This is a genomic window from Amycolatopsis benzoatilytica AK 16/65 (genome assembly GCF_000383915.1).
Taxonomy (GTDB): domain Bacteria; phylum Actinomycetota; class Actinomycetes; order Mycobacteriales; family Pseudonocardiaceae; genus Amycolatopsis; species Amycolatopsis benzoatilytica.
Map to the genome: position 1 here is coordinate 3,779,661 of NZ_KB912942.1, position 15,067 is coordinate 3,794,727.

The 15,067-nt window shown below is 72.4% G+C and carries 13 protein-coding genes; 3 read left to right on the top strand and 10 right to left on the bottom strand.

The genetic code is table 11. From position 1 onward, the window contains the following. Positions 1 to 50: 50 nt before the first annotated feature. Together AMYBE_RS0117220 and AMYBE_RS0117225 are read left to right on the top strand one after the other, a co-directional pair. Positions 51 to 1,283, top strand: coding sequence for an SAM-dependent methyltransferase (locus AMYBE_RS0117220; protein WP_020660634.1), 1,233 nt, complete (start codon positions 51 to 53; stop codon positions 1,281 to 1,283). Beyond that, complete coding sequence (locus AMYBE_RS0117225; RefSeq protein ID WP_020660635.1) at positions 1,268 to 2,059, top strand: DUF1295 domain-containing protein; 792 nt, start codon at positions 1,268 to 1,270, stop codon at positions 2,057 to 2,059. The genes AMYBE_RS0117220 and AMYBE_RS0117225 overlap by 16 nt, the downstream gene beginning before the upstream one ends. A gap of 159 nt (positions 2,060 to 2,218) precedes the next feature. Here the strand turns inward: AMYBE_RS0117225 and AMYBE_RS0117230 are convergent, their stop codons facing one another. After that, positions 2,219 to 2,728 (bottom strand): DinB family protein, encoded by a 510-nt coding sequence (locus AMYBE_RS0117230; RefSeq protein WP_027927745.1) that lies wholly within the window; start codon positions 2,726 to 2,728, stop codon positions 2,219 to 2,221. Between the two features lie 112 nt (positions 2,729 to 2,840). Here AMYBE_RS0117230 and AMYBE_RS0117235 point away from each other — a divergent pair, with 112 nt between their 5' ends. Further along, on the top strand, positions 2,841 to 3,275 hold the full coding sequence (locus AMYBE_RS0117235) for an OsmC family peroxiredoxin (RefSeq protein ID WP_020660637.1): 435 nt from the start codon (positions 2,841 to 2,843) through the stop codon (positions 3,273 to 3,275). Between the two features lie 151 nt (positions 3,276 to 3,426). Here the strand turns inward: AMYBE_RS0117235 and AMYBE_RS0117240 are convergent, their stop codons facing one another. From AMYBE_RS0117240 to AMYBE_RS0117280, 9 genes are all read right to left on the bottom strand, one after another. Beyond that, a complete protein-coding gene (locus AMYBE_RS0117240) occupies positions 3,427 to 4,260 on the bottom strand; it encodes an NAD(P)H-binding protein (RefSeq protein ID WP_020660638.1) in 834 nt (277 codons plus the stop codon). Between the two features lie 187 nt (positions 4,261 to 4,447). Further along, positions 4,448 to 5,305 carry a cell division protein FtsQ/DivIB gene (locus AMYBE_RS0117245; RefSeq protein ID WP_027927746.1) on the bottom strand — a complete coding sequence of 286 codons (858 nt, stop codon included), beginning with the start codon at positions 5,303 to 5,305 and terminating at the stop codon, positions 4,448 to 4,450. After that, positions 5,302 to 6,720 carry a UDP-N-acetylmuramate--L-alanine ligase gene (gene murC, locus AMYBE_RS0117250; RefSeq protein ID WP_020660640.1) on the bottom strand — a complete coding sequence of 473 codons (1,419 nt, stop codon included), beginning with the start codon at positions 6,718 to 6,720 and terminating at the stop codon, positions 5,302 to 5,304. Before murC ends, AMYBE_RS0117245 begins: the two co-directional genes overlap by 4 nt. Continuing rightward, the gene (gene murG / locus AMYBE_RS0117255; RefSeq protein WP_020660641.1) at positions 6,713 to 7,837 is read right to left on the bottom strand and encodes an undecaprenyldiphospho-muramoylpentapeptide beta-N-acetylglucosaminyltransferase; all 1,125 of its coding nucleotides are present in this window, start codon (positions 7,835 to 7,837) and stop codon (positions 6,713 to 6,715) included. The genes murC and murG overlap by 8 nt, the downstream gene beginning before the upstream one ends. Beyond that, positions 7,834 to 9,264 carry a putative lipid II flippase FtsW gene (gene ftsW, locus AMYBE_RS0117260; protein WP_020660642.1) on the bottom strand — a complete coding sequence of 477 codons (1,431 nt, stop codon included), beginning with the start codon at positions 9,262 to 9,264 and terminating at the stop codon, positions 7,834 to 7,836. Before ftsW ends, murG begins: the two co-directional genes overlap by 4 nt. After that, on the bottom strand, positions 9,251 to 10,657 hold the full coding sequence (gene murD / locus AMYBE_RS0117265; protein ID WP_020660643.1) for a UDP-N-acetylmuramoyl-L-alanine--D-glutamate ligase: 1,407 nt from the start codon (positions 10,655 to 10,657) through the stop codon (positions 9,251 to 9,253). Before murD ends, ftsW begins: the two co-directional genes overlap by 14 nt. Positions 10,658 to 10,718: 61 nt before the next feature. Beyond that, positions 10,719 to 11,801 carry a phospho-N-acetylmuramoyl-pentapeptide-transferase gene (gene mraY / locus AMYBE_RS0117270; RefSeq protein ID WP_020660644.1) on the bottom strand — a complete coding sequence of 361 codons (1,083 nt, stop codon included), beginning with the start codon at positions 11,799 to 11,801 and terminating at the stop codon, positions 10,719 to 10,721. Further along, positions 11,798 to 13,312, bottom strand: a complete 1,515-nt coding sequence (locus AMYBE_RS0117275; RefSeq protein WP_020660645.1) for a UDP-N-acetylmuramoyl-tripeptide--D-alanyl-D-alanine ligase — start codon at positions 13,310 to 13,312, stop codon at positions 11,798 to 11,800. The genes mraY and AMYBE_RS0117275 overlap by 4 nt, the downstream gene beginning before the upstream one ends. Further along, positions 13,309 to 14,868, bottom strand: a complete 1,560-nt coding sequence (locus AMYBE_RS0117280; RefSeq protein WP_020660646.1) for a UDP-N-acetylmuramoyl-L-alanyl-D-glutamate--2,6-diaminopimelate ligase — start codon at positions 14,866 to 14,868, stop codon at positions 13,309 to 13,311. The genes AMYBE_RS0117275 and AMYBE_RS0117280 overlap by 4 nt, the downstream gene beginning before the upstream one ends. Positions 14,869 to 15,067 lie beyond the last annotated feature (199 nt).

Here is a 15,067-nt window from a genome sequence, read left to right on the forward strand (position 1 = left end):
GGGTCCGGGTTCGCACCAATCCGCGCGCGCACCGGCGCCGAAGTCCGGGCATGCCGAATTCCGCTGCGCACCGCCTCGCCGACTTCGCCGAACGCCTCCTCGGCGGGCCGCTGCCCGTCGCGATCCGCGCCTGGGACGGGAGCCAGGCCGGTCCCGCCGGGCCGACCGCCGTGCTGAAGAACCGCCGCGCGCTGCGCTGGCTGCTGTTCGCGCCGGGCGAGCTGGGGCTCGCGCGCGCGTACGTTTCCGGCGATCTGGACGTCGAGGGCGATCTCACCGAAGGCTTCCGCCGGATCTGGGCTTACCGGCCGCAGCTGGCCGCCCGCGACCTCGCCCGGGCGGCCAAGCTCGCCGCCCGGCTGGGCGTGCTCGGCCTGCCGCCCCGCCCGCCTGCCGAGGAGGCCCGGCTGCGCGGCCCGCTGCACAGCCTCGGCCGCGACCGGTCGGCGATCTCGCACCACTACGACCTGTCGAACAGCTTCTACCAGCTCCTGCTGGACGATTCGATGGCCTACTCGGCGGGCTTGTGGTCCGACCCGGCCGACCTCGCCCGGGCACAGCACGACAAACTCGACCTGATCTGCCGGAAACTCGGCCTGCGGCCGGGGATGCGCCTGCTCGACGTCGGCTGCGGCTGGGGCTCGCTGCTGCTGCACGCGGCCAAGCACCACGGCGTCCAAGCGGTCGGCGTGACGATCTCGGCGGAGCAGGCGCAGCACGTGAAAGCCCGGCTCGCGCAGCACGACCTGGACGACCGGGTCGAGGTCCGCAGGCAGGACTACCGGGAGCTCGGCGACGAGTCTTTCGACGCCGTAGCCTCGGTCGAAATGGGCGAACACGTCGGCGAGCAGAACTACCCGGCCTACGCGGCGACGCTGTTCCGGTCGCTCAAGCCGACCGGGCGCCTGCTGCTGCAGCAGATGTCGCGCGGCGCGATCGCTCCCGGCGGCGGCGCGTTCATCGAACGCTATGTCGCCCCGGACATGACGATGCGTCCGCTGAGCCGCACCCTGAGCCATCTCGAAACGGCCGGTTTCGAAGTCCGCGACGTGCACGCGATGCGCGAGCACTACGTGCCGACCGTGCGGGCCTGGGCGGACACGCTGGAGCAGCGGTGGGACGAAGCGGTGGCGCTGATCGGCGAGGCCGGCGCACGGGTCTGGCGGCTCTACCTGGCCGGCGGCGCGCTCGCGTTCGAGGAGAACCGGATGGGCGTGGACCAGATTCTGGCCGTGCGCCCGGACGCTGACGGCCGCAGCGGAATGCCGTGGGGGCGGGTGTGATCGCGCTGCTCGCCGTCACCGCCGCGATCACGCTGGCCGCGGTGACGGCGACGTTCGGGATCGCCCGGCTGCGCCGCCGCTACGACACCATCGACACGTTCTGGGGCCTGGGTTTCGCGCTCGTGGCGGTGACCGCGTTCCCTTTCGGCACCGGTCCGCTCGCGCTGCGCCTGACCGTCGCCGGCCTGACCGTGGCGTGGGGCGTCCGGCTGGCCGTTCACCTGCACCTGCGCAACCACTCGCGGCCGGAGGACCCGCGGTACAAGGAGATCGTCGAACGCGCCGGGCCGAACCCCGGCGTCCGGGTGTTCGTGCGGACGTACTTGGTACAGGCCGTGGTGCTGTGGTTCGTTTCGCTGCCGGTGCAATTCGCCATGTCCGGCACCGGTTTCGGGGTGACCGGCTGGCTCGGCGTCGCGGTCTGGCTGGTCGGCTTCGCCTTCGAGACGATCGGCGACGAGCAGCTGCGCCGCTTCCGGGACGACCCCTCGCGCCGCGGCGACGTGCTCGACACCGGCCTCTGGCGCTACACCCGCCACCCGAACTACTTCGGAGACGCTTGCGTCTGGTGGGGCCTCTACCTGCTCGCCTGCTCCACCTGGCCCGGCGTGGCGACGGTGCTGTCCCCGCTCGCGATGACGGCCACCCTGGCGAAGGGCACGGGGAAGCCGATGCTGGAGAAGAGCTTGCGCGAGCGGCGGCCGGGTTATGCCGATTACGTGGAGCGGACCAGCGGGTTCGTCCCGCTGCCGCCGAAGCGGACCGCGCACCGGTAGGCGGCGGGTTCGGGGGCCCGCTCGGGCCTGGCGGTTCGCACGCGGCAGGCAGGCCAGCGGAGCTTTCTCGCGCGGTGGCTCCTGGCCGGGTCCGCCGCCGGTCTCCCGCACCACCGCGGCCCGGGGTGCGGAAGCCGTGCCCCGGGCCGCGGCCCCGCCTCACTCCCCGGTGAGCCCGTCCGTCATCTCCCGCAGCAGGTCGAGATGCCCCAGGTGGCGCGCGGTCTCCTCGATCATGTGCGCCACCACCCAGCGCACCGTCAGCTCCCGGTCGCCTTTGAACAGCACCGTGTCGTCGAACCCCCGGGCGGCCACCACTTCCCGGCACCGTTCGGTCTCCGCCTGGTAGTCGGCGATCAGCTGGGCCATCGGGATCTCCAGCGCGGCGCGGAACTCCGCGTCGCGGTCGATCTCCAGCCGCTCCGCCCACTCGTCGGGCTGGCCGTCCAGCACGACGCGGAACCAGTAGTTCTCGACGAGCGTGAGATGGCACAACAGCCCGGCGACGGTGGTCAGCTTGCTGGGCACGAGCTCCCGCCGCGCCTGCTCGTCGCTCAGTCCGGAGCATTTCCACACCACGCTCGCGCGCAGGAAGTCGAGAAAACCGGTGAGCTGAGTACGCTCGTCGCCGGCCATCGGCGGGTCAGGACGCTCGGGAGCTTCAGTCATGCCCGCAGTCTGCAGCATCGGGCCAGCGAATTTCCGAGGATAACTTGTGCACAATTAAATTGTGTAATAGTGTTGACCGGGTCCGAACCCCCGCACCGATCAGGAGGCACCGATGCCCAGCCGCGACGCGACCACCCACTGGACCGGCGGACTGCAGAAGGGCAAGGGCGAAGTCACCTTCGACTCGTCGAACCTCGGCACGTTCACCGTGACCTTCCCGACCCGCGCCGGCGACCCGGACGGGCATACCAGCCCCGAAGAGCTGATCGCCGCCGCGCACTCGTCCTGCCTCGCGATGAACTTGTCCGGCGTGCTGGAGTCTCAGCAGCTGGAGGCCGAATCCATCGACGTCTCCGCCGAGGTCACCCTCGGACCGGCCCAGGGCGGCGGGTTCGAGATCAGCGGCATCGCGATCACCCTGCGCGCGAAGCTCGACGGCGTCACCGCCGAGCAGTTCGCCGAGCTGGCCGAGACCGCCGAGAAGACCTGCCCGGTGTCGAAGGCGCTGGCCGGCACGACGATCACCCTCGACGCCGCGCTCGCCTGAACCGCGGACACCCCGGCTGCCGCGAGCCAAAAGCCGTGAAGGGCTCCCTGAGGGAATCCAAGTCCCCCAAGGAGCCCTTCACGGAATCTGCGTCCGTCAAGGGGTCCCCCGCGGAGCGCAAGTCCCCCAAAGGGCGCTCACGGGCTTCCGCTCAGGAAAACGCCGCGACGTTCGCGCTCGCCCACTCCGCGTAGGCCACCCCCGAACGGCCGAGCAGGTCCTCCACCACGCCAGTCGGCGTCTCCGGCCGCGCCGCCGCCTGCTCGAATATGCCGAGCAGCCAGGACGCGATGTCCGCCGGATAACCCACCCCGGTCCACTCCGCCATCTGCTGCTCCGGGGTCAGCTCGACGAACGACACCGGCTTGCCCAGCGCCTCGCCGATCGCCGCGGCCATCCGCTCCAGTGAGATCGACTCCGGCCCGCTCAGGACATGCGTCTTGCCGACGTGCCCATCGGTGGTCAGCACGTGCGCCGCTACCGCGGCGATGTCCGACAGGTCGATCGGCGCCTGGGCGGCCCCCGGGTACGCCGACCGCACCTCGCCGTGCTTGCGCACCGACTGCGCCCAGCCCAGCGAGTTCATCATGAACGCCCCCGGCCGCAGAAATGTCCAGTCGAATCCGGCCGCCTCGACCGCCTTCTCGACCGCGGCGAATCCGTGCCCGCTGGATCCGGGATGCGTGTCCCCGACGCTCGACCCGGACAACGCGACTACCCGCCGGATCCCGGCCTCGCCCGCCAGCTCGCAGAACCGGCCCACGGTCCGCTGGTACGGCGCCAGGTAGACCGCCTCGACGCCGTCGAGCGCGGGCGGCAGCGTCGACGGCTTCGCCAACGAGCCGACCACCACCTCGACGCCGTCCGGCAGCGCCGCCCGCTGCGGATCCACCGTCAGCGCCCGCACCGAAACCCCCCGCGCCACCAGTTCGTCGACCGCCAGCCGACCGACGTTGCCGGTCGCGCCCGTCACCAGAATCGTCATGCCCCCACCTTCCCGTATGCCGTACGGACAGTATAAGCGTACGCCATACGGGAAATCGGTGCCAACGCGATTGCGCGGCACCCGCCCCGGACGTCCGTGAAGGGCCCCATGAGAGACTTAGATTCCCTCCAGGAGCCCTTCCCGGACCCGGATGCCCCAAGGGGCCCTTCCCGGAACGCGCCGGTGATCAGGGCGTGATGGTCGGCAGCTCCGGCGCGGAAACGTCGTAAACCGTCCCCTGCTGGGTGAGCAGCGCGGCCAGCACCTTCGCCTTGCGGTCGGTGTTCTCCGCGTTGCCCCATCGCACCGTCTTGCCGTTGGTCAGCGTGAACTCGACGCTGGCCGGCGTCTGCGCGGTGGTGGTCTTGACCTGTTTCAGCAACTGCTCCGGCAGCACGCCGAGCACCGCGGTGACCGCCCGGGTGACCGGGTCGGCGACCGACACCTTCTGCAGTTTCAGCTCCGGCAGCCCGGCCGGGCGGGTCTTCACCGTCTTGAACACCACGCCGCCGCCGTCGACGAGGTGCACGCCGTCGCCGCCGGGACCGCTGTCGAAGAACGCGATCGGAGTCCGTTCGGTCACCGTGATGTCCAGTGTGGTCGGCCAGGACCGGGACACGTCGACGGTCGCGACGGCGGGCATCTCGGCCACCCGGTCTCGGATCGCATCGACGTCCAGCCGCAGCATCGGCTGGCCGGAGGGCACCTGCGCGGCCGCGCGGATCTGGTCCGCCGGCACCGATTTCGCACCTTCCACCTCGACCGTCTTCACCGACAGCACCGGGCTGAAGAACAGCAGGTACCCCAGCGCCAGCACGGTGACCACGCTCAGCAGCGCCACCCAGCGGCGGCGGATCTCTTGGCCGCGGCTGGGACGGGCCTTGCGCGCGGCGGCCCGCGCCGACCGGCGCGACTTGCCGCGCGCACGGGTGCGCAGGCGTTCCTCCTCGGACCGCCTCCCCCGCCGCTCCCGGGCCATGGCAGCACGCTGCTGCTCGCCCGCCCTGGCGGCGGGCGGGCGGCGGCGCTGCCGGGTCCCGGTCATGCTCCGGCCGCCCTCCGGTCCAGCTCGGCCAGGATCTCCGGGCCGAGCTGCGTCACGTCGCCCGCGCCCATGGTGACCGCGAGGTCGCCCGGCTTGACCAGGTCGGCCATCAGCCCGGCGGCCACGTCGAACGCGGGCTGGTAGTGCACCGGAACGGTGACCCGGTCGGCGATCAGCGCGCCGGTCACGCCCGGCACCGGCTCCTCGCGCGCGCCGAACACGTCCAGCACCACGACCTCGTCGGCCAGCGACAACGCCTCGGCGAACTCGTTCGCGAAGGTCTTTGTGCGCGAGTACAGGTGCGGCTGGAAGACCACGACGACCCGGCCGCCGCCCGCCGCGGCACGGACCGCGCGCAATTGCGCGGCCACCTCGGTCGGGTGGTGCGCGTAGTCGTCGTACACCCGGACGTCGCCGGCCCGGCCCTTGAACTCGAACCGGCGGCGCACCCCGCCGAAGGCGGCGAGCCCGGCGGCCATCCCGTCCAGCGGCGCGCCCAGCTCCAGCCCGGCCAGCAGCGCGGCGATCGCGTTCAGCGCCATGTGCTCGCCCGGAACCGCGACCCGCAGGTCCCGCTCGGCGCCATCGAGCACGATCCGCACCACGCCGCCGTCCGGCGCGGGCGTGTAGTCCAGCACCCTTGCGTCGCCTTCGCCGGAAGCGGCGCGACCGTAGCGGCGCACCCGCACGCCAGCAGTCGCGGCTTCCTCGCCCAGCCGGGCCGCGCCCTCGTCGTCGGCGCAGACGATCAGCAGACCGCCCGGCTCGATCCGGCCGACGAAGTCGCTGAACACCTTCACGTACGCCTCGGCGGTGCCGTGGTGGTCGAGGTGGTCCGGCTCGACGTTCGTCACCACGGCCACCGACGGCGTGTAGGTGAGGAACGAACCGTCGCTCTCGTCGGCCTCCGCGACGAACATGCCGCCCTCGCCGTGATGGGCGTTGGCGCCGGACTCGTTGAGGTCTCCGCCGATCGCGAACGACGGGTCCATCCGGCAGTTCTGCAGCGCCACGGTGAGCATCGACGTCGTCGAGGTCTTGCCGTGCGTGCCGGCGATGCACGCGACGCGGTGCCCGGCCATCAGCCCGGCCAGCGCCTGCGCGCGGTGCAGCACCGGGATGCCGCGCTCGCGGGCCGCGGCCAGCTCCGGGTTGGTCTCCTTGATCGCGGTGGACACCACGACCGCGGACGGCGGCTCGGGCAGCGCGTCGAGGTTCTCCGCGGCCTGGCCGACGAACAGGGTCGCGCCCTGCGCGCGCAGCGACAGCAGCGCGCGCGATTCCTTGGCGTCCGAGCCGGATACCGCCGCGCCGCGGGCCAGCAGGATCCGCGCGATGCCGGACATCCCGGCCCCGCCGATCCCGATCAGGTGCGCCCGGCGCAGCTGTGCGGGCAGTTCAGGCGTTTCAGGCACCGGCGGCCTCCAGCACGATCCGGGCGAGCGCCTCGTCGGCCTCGCGGTGGCCCAGCCCGACCGCGGCCGCGCTCATCTTCGCGACCCGGTCGGCGTCGGTGACCAGCGGGATCACCAGTTCGGCGACCTTCGCCGCGGTCAGGTCGGCGTCGGCGACCATCAGCGCAGCCCCGGCGTCGACCGCCGGCTGCGCGTTGATCGCCTGCTCGCCATTGCCGTGCGGCAGCGGCACGAACACCGCGGGCAGCCCGACCGCGGACACCTCGGCCGCGGTCATCGCGCCGGAGCGGCACACCACCGCGTCGGCCGCGGCGTAGGCCAGGTCCATCCGCTCCAGATACGGCACCGGCACATACGCCGGCTTACCCGGGAACTCTTGCACCACAAGGGAATTCTTCGGACCGTGCGCGTGCAGCACGCCGACCCCGGCGTCCGCGAAGTCCTTCGCCGCGCCGGACACCGCGTTGTTGATCGACGCCGCGCCCTGCGAACCGCCGAACACCAGCAGCGTCGGCGCGTCCGGGTCCAGCCCGAAGTGCGCGCGCGCCTCGGCCCGCAGCGCGGCCCGGGCCAGCGAAGTGATCGAGCGGCGCAGCGGAATGCCCACCACCTCGGCCTTCGGCAGCGGCGTGCCGGGCACCGCGACCGCGACCCGGGACGCGAACCGCGCGCCGACCTTGTTGGCCAGCCCCGCCGACTTGTTCGCCTCGTGCACCACGATCGGCGTGCGGCCGCGGGCGGCCAGGTACGCCGGCAGCGCGACATAGCCGCCGAAGCCGACCACGACGTCCGCGTGCACCCGGTCCAGCACCTCGCGCGTGCGGCGGACCGCATCGCGCACCTTCAGCGGCAGCCGGAGCAGCTCCGGCGTCGGCTTGCGCGGCATCGGCACCGGCGGGATCAGCTCCAGCGGGTAGCCGCGCGCGGGCACGAGCTTGTTCTCCAGGCCGCGCTCCGTGCCGAGCGCGATCACTTCGGCGTCCGGGCGCAGCCGCTTGACCGCATCGGCCAGCGCGAGGGCCGGCTCGATGTGCCCGGCGGTGCCCCCGCCCGCGACCACCACGACCGGCGCCCGGCGTGCCGCCGAACGCTCGGTTCCCTTGACGGGTTTGCTCACCGATGACCTCTCCGGTTCGCGGTGCCCCGGGCACCGCGGTTCGCTGTCGTGCGCCGCGCGGACCGGCGGCGTTCCTGTGCGGGCCGGGCCGCACGCGGCGCCGGCCGGGCCGCCCTGCTCCCGCTGCCCGCGCCGCGTGTTCCCTTGCGGGAGGACGGCGGGCGGTACGGATCGGGTGCGGGCAGCCGCAGCAGACGTCCGAATTTACCCGGGCCGTGCGAACGCAGCGCGGCCACCGCCTCGGGTTCGTGGCGCGCGGCGTTCGCCAGCACGCCCATGATGAGCATGGTGATCACCAGCGACGTGCCGCCGTAGGAGATCAGCGGCAGCGTGACGCCGGTGACCGGCAGCAGGCCCACCACGTAGCCGATGTTGATCGCGGCCTGCGCGACGAGGAAGACCGTCAGCGTGCCGGCCACGATCCGGATCCACGGGTCGATGTTGCGGGTCGCGATGCGCAGGCCGACCACGGCTACGCCGGCGAACAGGCCGAGCACCACCGCGCAGCCTACGAAGCCGAGTTCCTCGCCGATCAGCGCGAAGATGAAGTCGTTCTGCACGTTCGGCAGGTAGCCCCAGTTCGACGCGCCCTGGCCGAGGCCCTTGCCGAACAGCCCGCCGTCGGCGAGCGCGAGCTTGGCCTGGTTCGCCTGGAACCCCTCGGCCGACTTGTCCGCGTCCGGCGACAGGAACGACATCACCCGGGCGAGCCGGTAGGGCGCGATGATCGCCAGTACCAGGATGCCGCTCAGGCCGCCCGCCAGGATCACTCCGAACAGCCGTTTCGGCGCGCCGGCGAACCACAGCAAGCCCAGCAGCACCACCGCGAGGGTGATCGTGCCGCCCAGGTCGGGCTGCAGCATCACCAGCGCGAACATCACCAGCGCGACCGGCACTACCGGGACCAGCAGGTGCCGCCACTGGTGCAGCACGTGGTACTTGATCACCAGGACGTGCGCGCCCCAGAAGGCCAGCGCGACCTTCGCCGCCTCGATCGGCTGGAAGGTGAACACTCCGAGCTTGAACCAGCCCTGCGAGCCGTTGACGGTCGAGCCGAGCGGCGTCAGCACCAGCATCAGCAGGCCGAGGCAGAGCACCGTCATGGTCGCCGACATCCGGCGGATCCGCTCCAGCCGGACCCGCAGTCCGAGCCAGAACACGATCCCGCCGAGCGCGACGAACATCAGGTGCCGGAAGAACAGCGAGTACACGCCGCTGCCGGTCTTCGGGTTGTAGGAGGCCACCGACGACGCGGACAGCACCATCACCGCGCCGATCACGGTGAGGATGCCGGTCAGCGCGAGCACCAGGTGGAACGACGCGAGCGGCCGCGACAGCCAGGCGGTCAGCCCGGTGCGGAACGCGACGAACGGGCTTTCCTTGCGGACCCGCCGCGCCCGGCTGCGTTTTTCGTCAACGACTGTCATCCGCCGCCCCAGCCGCGCCGTCGACCAGACGCTGCACCGCGGCTTCGAACGCGGTGCCCCGCGCTCCGTAGCTCGGAAACATGTCCAGCGAGGCGGCGGCGGGCGCGAGCAGCACCACGTCACCAGGACGAGCCAGGGCGCTGGCCGCATTCACCGCCGCAGTCATGGGCTCATCGTCACCCGGAAGGAGGCGGTTGCACGGGACATCCGGCGCGTGTCGCGCCAAAGCGGCCTCGATCACCGGAGCGTCGACGCCCAGCAGCACAGCCGCGCGCAGCCGTCCGGCGACCGCCGCGACCAGCCCGTCCACCGAAGCACCCTTGAGCTGCCCGCCAGCGATCCAGACGACGCTCTCGTGCGCGAGCAGCGAGCCGAGCGCGGCGTGCGGGTTGGTGGCTTTCGAGTCGTTCACGTAGCGGATTCCGCCGGCCTGGCCGACCTCCACCGCGCGATGCGGCGCGGGCTGGTACTCCCGCAGGCCCTTGCGCACCGCTTCCGGAGGCACGCCGTGCACGCGGGCCAGCGCGGCCGCGGCGAGCGCGTTCGCCAGGTTGTGCGGACCGGCCGGGCGCACGTCGGCGACCTCGGCCAGCTCGTCCGCGCTCGTCGCGGGGTCCGCGACGAAAGCACGGTCCACCAGCAGGTCCTCGACCAGGCCCAGCTCGCCGACGCGCGGCGTGTCCAGCACGAAACCGATCCGCCGCGCCTCCGCCGGCGCGTGCTCCTGCGCGATCCGGGCAGACCACGGGTCGTCGACGTTGTGCACCACGGCGCGCGAACGGTGGTGCGCGCGGCCCTTGGCGGCGGCGTACTCCGCCATCGAGCCGTGCCAGTCGAGGTGGTCCTCGGCGAGGTTCAGCACCACCGACGCTTCCGGCGCGATGGTGGACGACCAGTGCAGCTGGAAGCTGGACAGCTCGACGGCCAGCACCTGGTGCCCGCCGCGCACCGCGTCCAGCACCGGATAGCCGACGTTGCCGCAGGCCACCGCGTCCACGCCGGCCGCGCGCAGGATCGACTCCAGCATCCCGACCGTGGTGGTCTTGCCGTTGGTTCCGGTGATCACCAGCCAGGCTGGCGGGTGCTCGCGCAGCTGCCCGATCCGCCACGCCAGCTCGACGTCGCCGATCACCTCGATGCCCGCCTCGGCCGCCGCGACCAGCAGCGGCGAGGTCGGCCGCCAGCCGGGGCTGGTCACCACGAGCGCGGTGTCCGCCGGCGGTTCGGTCAGGCCGGGGACCAGTTCCGCGCCGAGATCGGCCAGTTCGGCGAGCCGCTCGGCGTTGCCGTCGGTGACGGTGACCCGGGCGCCCAGCTCCCGAAGCACGGGCACCACCGACTTGCCGGTGACTCCCGCGCCCGCGACCAGTACGTGCTTGCCGTCCAGCTGCACCCGGACTTCTTCTCCTCCACCATCCGCAACGGTGGCGCTGCGCGCCGCTGAGCCCACCCCGTCAGCCTCCGAAGTTCAGCTGCTCGCTGTAGAACAGCCCGAGCCCGAACATGCAGCAGATGGCCGACAGCAGCCAGAACCGGATGATGACGGTGGTTTCCGCCCATCCGGCCAGCTCGAAGTGGTGGTGGAAAGGCGCCATCCGGAACAGCCGTCGCCGGGTGGTCCGGAAGACCGCGATCTGCGTGACCACCGAGATCATCTCGACCATGAACAGGCCGCCGATGACGATGGCGAGCAGTTCGGTGCGGGTCGTCATGGACAGCCCGGCGACCAGGCCGCCCAGCGCCAGCGAACCGGTGTCGCCCATGAAGATCTTCGCCGGGGCCGCGTTCCACCACAGGAACCCGATGCAGGCACCGGTGGCGGCGGCAGCGACCACTGCCAGGTCCAGCGGGTCGCGCACGTCGTAGCACGCTTGGGTGGCCTGCGTCGAGCAGGAAAGCCTGGCCTGCCAGAACGAGATGACCACATAGGTCGCGAGCACCATCGCCGCCGCGCCGCCGGCCAGGCCGTCGAGGCCGTCGGTGAAGTTCACCGCGTTCGACCAGCCGGAGATGACGATGTAGCAGAAGATCACGAACACGATCCACGGGAACGTGATCAGCGACAGGTCGCGCACGTAGGACAGGTTCTGCGACGCCGGGGTGAGCCCGTGCTCGTCGGCGAACTGCAGCGACAGCACCGCGAACAGGATGGTGACCACCAGCTGGCCGACCAGCTTCGCGGTCTTGTTCAGCCCGAGGTTGCGCTGCTTGCGGATCTTGATGAAGTCGTCGAGGAAGCCGACCACGCCGAGGCCGACCGCGAGCATCAGCACCAGCAGACCGGACGCCGAGGGCGCGGCGGAGCGCGAGTTGCCGATCCAGGTGATCAGGTGCGCGACGAAGTAGCCGACGACCATCGCGATGATGATCGCGACGCCGCCCATGGTCGGCGTGCCGCGCTTGGACTTGTGCCCCTGCGGGCCTTCCTCGCGGATCTCCTGGCCGAAGCCCTGCCGCGAGAAGACCCTGATGAGGTACGGCGTGAGCAGGATCGAGACCAGCAGACCTGCCGCGGCCGCGATCATGATGTTGATCACGCGGGACCACCGTTCGAGCGTTCGGAGGACGGGGAGGGGGGGTCGCCCGGGTCGGCCAGCAGCGCCTCGGCCACCCGCCAGAGACCGGCGACCTTGGACGCCTTGACCAGCACGACGTCCCCGGGACGGAGCTGATCATGCAGCACGGCGACCGCGGCCCCGACATCGGGTACCAGCACCGACTCGTCGCCCCAGGAGCCTTCCTGGAGCGCGCCCTGGTGCATGGCCGCCGCGTCCTGGCCGACGACGACCAGCTTCTCGATGTTGAGCCGGACGACCAGCCGGCCGATCTCGTCGTGCGCGGTCACCGAGTCGGCGCCGAGCTCGCCCATCACGCCGAGCACCGCCCAGGCGCGCCGGCCGCCGCGGCTCATCGAGGCGAGCGCCTTGAGCCCGGCCCGGACCGATTCCGGGTTCGCGTTGTACGAGTCGTTGAGGATCGTGACGCCGTCCGCGCGGGTGGTGACGTCCATCCGGCGCTCCGAGCGGCGCTGCAGCGAGGACAGCCGCTGCGCGATCTCCTCGGTGCTCGCGCCCAGCTCGCGGGCGATGGCGGCGGCGGTGAGCGCGTTGCCGACGTGGTGCTCGCCGTGCAGCGGCAGCGTCACCGGAGCCTCGCCCTCCGGCGTGACCAGCCGGAACGACGGGCGCGCTTCCTCGTCCACGGTGATGTCCTCGGCGCGGACCTGCGCCGACGGAGACTCCCCCACGCCGACGACGCGGGCCTTGGTGCGGCTCGCCATGGCCGCGACCAGCGGGTCGTCGAGATTGAGAATCGCCAGGCCGCCGTGTTCCCCGTCGGGCAGCGCCTCGACCAGCTCGCCCTTGGCCTTCGCGATGCCCTCGCGCGAGCCGAACTCGCCGACGTGCGCGCTGCCGACATTCAGCACCGCACCGATCCGCGGCGGAGTGGTCGTGGCGGCCTCGGCGATGTGCCCGACGCCGCGCGCGGACATCTCCAGCACGAGGAACTTGGTGGCCCGGTCGGCGCGCAGCGCGGTCCACGGGTGGCCCAGCTCGCTGTTGAACGACCCGGGCGGCGCGACGGTCGGGCCCATCGGCTCGACCAGCTGCGCGATGACGTCCTTGGTCGAGGTCTTGCCGGACGAGCCGGTGACCCCGATGACGGTCAGGCCGTCCGCGGCGAGCACGCCGACGACGTGCCGGGCGAGCTTGGCCAGCGCGGCCAGCACGGCGGCCCCGGAGCCGTCGGTGTCGCCGGTCAGCGCGACCGACCCGGCGTTGCCCTGGCCCGCCGGCAGCGGCGGCACCACGATCGACGGCGCGTCGACCTCTCGTGCGGCCAGCACGCCAACCGCGCCCGCGACGACCGCCTTGGCGGCGAAGTCGTGCCCGTCGACACGCTCGCCGGGCAGGGCGATGAACAGCCCGCCCGGACCGACCTTGCGGGTGTCGAACTCGACGCTGCCGGTGACGACAGCGGTTCCGTCGGCGTTGTGCAGCCGGCCGCCGACGATGTCGGCGATCTCGGCAAGGCTCAGCTCGATCACGCGGTCACCTCGAGACGCTTGCGGATGGCGGCCTCCAGCTCGTCCCGGTCGGAGAACGGGTGCACGACGCCGTTGCTCTCCTGGCCGGTCTCGTGGCCCTTCCCTGCGATCAGGACGATGTCGCCCGGGCCGGCCAGCGAGACCGCGTGCGCGATGGCCTCGCGCCGGTCGCCGATCTCCAGCACCTCGCCGCCCGCGGCGGGCCCGACGGCGCGCGCCCCGGCCAGCATCGCGGCCCGGATCGCGGCCGGGTCCTCCGAGCGCGGGTTGTCGTCCGTCACGATCAGCACGTCGCTGCGGCGCGCCGCCGCCTCGCCCATCATCGGGCGCTTCGCGGTGTCGCGGTCGCCGCCGCAGCCGAGCACCGTGATGACCCGGCCCTCGGTGCGAGCGCGCAGCGCGTCGAGCCCCTGGGCCACCGCGGCCGGCTTGTGCGCGTAGTCGACCACCGCGGTGAACTCCTGGCCGAGGTAGACCCGCTCCATCCGGCCGGGCACCTCCACCGCGGCGAGCCCGGCGACGATGTCGTCCGGCGCTACACCGGCACTGGCCAGGATCGCGGCCGCGAGGACCGCGTTGGCCACGTTGAACGTGCCGGGCAGCGGGATCTTCGCCGCGACCGCGAGCCCGTCCGGGCCGAGCAGGGTGAAGGTCTGCTCCCCGGCCGGCGTCGCTTCGATCCCGGACGCCCGCCACGCGGCGTCGGTGCCCGGCTCGATCGACACGGTCACCGTCTGCGGGGTGAGCAGCGCCTGCCCCCACGCGCTGTCCACGACGACCACCTCGGTGGTGGACCGCCCGTCGAACAGCAGGGACTTGGCGGCGAAGTACTCCTCCATGTCCTTGTGGAAGTCGAGGTGGTCCTGCGACAGGTTGGTGAACGCGCCGACCGCGAACCGGGTGCCGTTGACCCGGCCGAGCGACAGCGCGTGGCTGGACACCTCCATCGGCACGTGCGTCACGCCGCGCTCCAGCATGACCGCGAGCAGCGCCTGCAGATCCGGCGCCTCCGGCGTGGTGAACCCGCTGGCCAGCCGCTCGCCGGCGATCCGGGTCTCGACCGTGCCGATCAGGCCGGTGGTGGCGCCCGCGGCCCGCAGGCCCGCGTCGACCAGGTAGGAGGTGGTGGTCTTGCCCGAGGTGCCGGTGACGCCGAGGACGGACAGCCGCAGCGACGGTTCGCCGTAGATCCAGGCGGCGATCTCGCCGAGCGCGGCGCGCGGGTCCGGGTGCACCAGGACCGGGACCGCGGCGTCGCGCAGCGCGGGCCGCTCGGCTCCGGACTGGTCGGTCAGAACGGCGGCGGCTCCCGCCTCGATCGCCTGGCCGCTGAAGTCGGCGCCGTGCGCGCGGGCACCGGGCAGACCGGCGAACAGGTCACCGGGGAGCACGTGCTGCGCACGCAGCGTGGTGCCGGTGACGGCGAGGTCGGCGGCCTCGGGGCGGTCGGCGATGAGCCGGGCTCCGGCCCGGGCGAGCAGCGTGGCCAGCGGGACCGGGTCGATCCGGGCCGGCCGGGGCGGCGCGGCGGCTGCCTTGGCCGGGCTGTCCGGCAAAGGCGCGGCGGGCCCGTTTGAGGGCTGGGACGAGGACACGGACACGCCGGAGAGGTTACCGAGGCCGGAATCGGGTGACCCAACGCGGTACGGCGAACGCGCACGGCAGGCGCCGGTGTGCTATGGCCACCGGAAAAGATCTTTGCGAGGCAAGGCTTTTGCCGGACCGCCACCGGCCCGTGTGGACGTTCGCGGCGTC

Coding starts and splice junctions, on each gene's coding strand:
- AMYBE_RS0117220 (WP_020660634.1), top strand. CDS start 51: ATGCCGAATTCCGCTGCGCACCGCCTCGCCGACTTCGCCGAACGCCTC.
- AMYBE_RS0117230 (WP_027927745.1), bottom strand. CDS start 2,728: ATGACTGAAGCTCCCGAGCGTCCTGACCCGCCGATGGCCGGCGACGAG.
- AMYBE_RS0117235 (WP_020660637.1), top strand. CDS start 2,841: ATGCCCAGCCGCGACGCGACCACCCACTGGACCGGCGGACTGCAGAAG.
- AMYBE_RS0117240 (WP_020660638.1), bottom strand. CDS start 4,260: ATGACGATTCTGGTGACGGGCGCGACCGGCAACGTCGGTCGGCTGGCG.
- AMYBE_RS0117245 (WP_027927746.1), bottom strand. CDS start 5,305: ATGACCGGGACCCGGCAGCGCCGCCGCCCGCCCGCCGCCAGGGCGGGC.
- ftsW (WP_020660642.1), bottom strand. CDS start 9,264: ATGACAGTCGTTGACGAAAAACGCAGCCGGGCGCGGCGGGTCCGCAAG.